At 45.6% G+C, this 1,313-nt stretch carries 1 protein-coding gene; it reads right to left on the reverse strand.

What is annotated here, in order from left to right; all coding sequences use genetic code 11:
* Positions 1-55 precede the first annotated feature (55 nt).
* Positions 56-1,313 (reverse strand): ISNCY family transposase (locus ACY3FQ_RS18415; RefSeq protein WP_489774617.1); only part of this gene is annotated, 1,258 nt, incomplete at its 5' end.

The raw sequence follows: 1,313 nt of genomic DNA on the forward strand, positions 1-1,313 counted from the left end.
GTGTTATTCACCAATTAAAATGTCTATGCGATAAACCATTTAAAATGTCCTGTTTTTAACCACAAGAGTCAAGCACAGGATTTAAATTTCTTTGTTCAATAACAGCTTTCTGAGCTTTACGACTCGGCATACTTTTCTTGGCCCGGGAACGTTTATTCTGTTTTTCTAGTTCTTCATGCTGCTGTTGAATATGCGCCAGGACTGAACCTAACCGTTTATTCTCAACAATCTCATTTTGCTGTAGCCCAGCCAATTTATTGAAGATGCTGTAGTTGAGCTTTCGTCCCTCGTGTATGAGTGCCACAGTGCCATCCGGGTACTCCAGAAATGAAATGTATTGCCCAGCAAGCTTATGATTCAGCTCTGTCGGTTCAAGCAGATAAATACATTTGTCATACGTCAGGGTCAGATTCTTGGTGACCTTACGCGGTTCCTGCCAGGTAAAAATATCATCCAGTTCAAGATGAGATTCGGTTAATGGCCGATGCAGGTTCTTTGAGTTTCGCGCACATTTGGCGAACTTCTGATTGAACTGCTCAATAAAGCAGGGCAACCATGCATTTGCTTCTGCAATCGAACCGATTCCTTCCAGGCGCATCTCCTTGATCAGACGGTCCTGAAGGGTTCTGTTCGCTCGTTCTACGCGGCCTTTGGCCTGTGGGGAATTGGCGAAGATAATATCAATGTTTAACTCATTCAGAATCCGGCCAAATTGCGTGATCTTGCTGTCTTGGCTGGATTTCTGATTCACTCGGAATACCGAGTGTTTATCGCTATAAAAGGCCAAGGGCTTGCCGTATTGCTCAATGTAGGCTCGGGTTGAAAGCATATAGTCAAAGGTCGTTTCAGCTTCACAAAAGCGCAGATGCAACAGCTTGCCGGTAGCATCATCGATAAATACCAGCAAACAGCATTTGGTGGCTCTTCCTTCAAACCAGTCATGATATGAGCCATCAATCTGGATCAGTTCACCGAAGCAATCCCGGTTATAGCGTGGCTGGTATGGGCGTTTTAGACGTTTGGATCGAGGAATCCACAGGTCATTGGCCGTCATCCAGCGCCGAACCGTTTCTACCGGGATATTCAGGTCAAACATGCTGCTGAGCTTCTCATGCGCCAAGGTGGGTCCAAATCCAAGCAGATGTTCAGAAATAATGGAAACACATTTTGATTTTAACAAGTCGTCATGGCGACGATGACCAGGTTGACCACGACTGGCATGCGCCAGACCTGAAACACCATCTTGATTGAGCTTCTGCAATAATCGGGTAATTTGACGGGTGGAAAGATTCAGGATTTCAGCAGCACGGACC

The organism is Acinetobacter sp. AB03, from assembly GCF_058107045.1.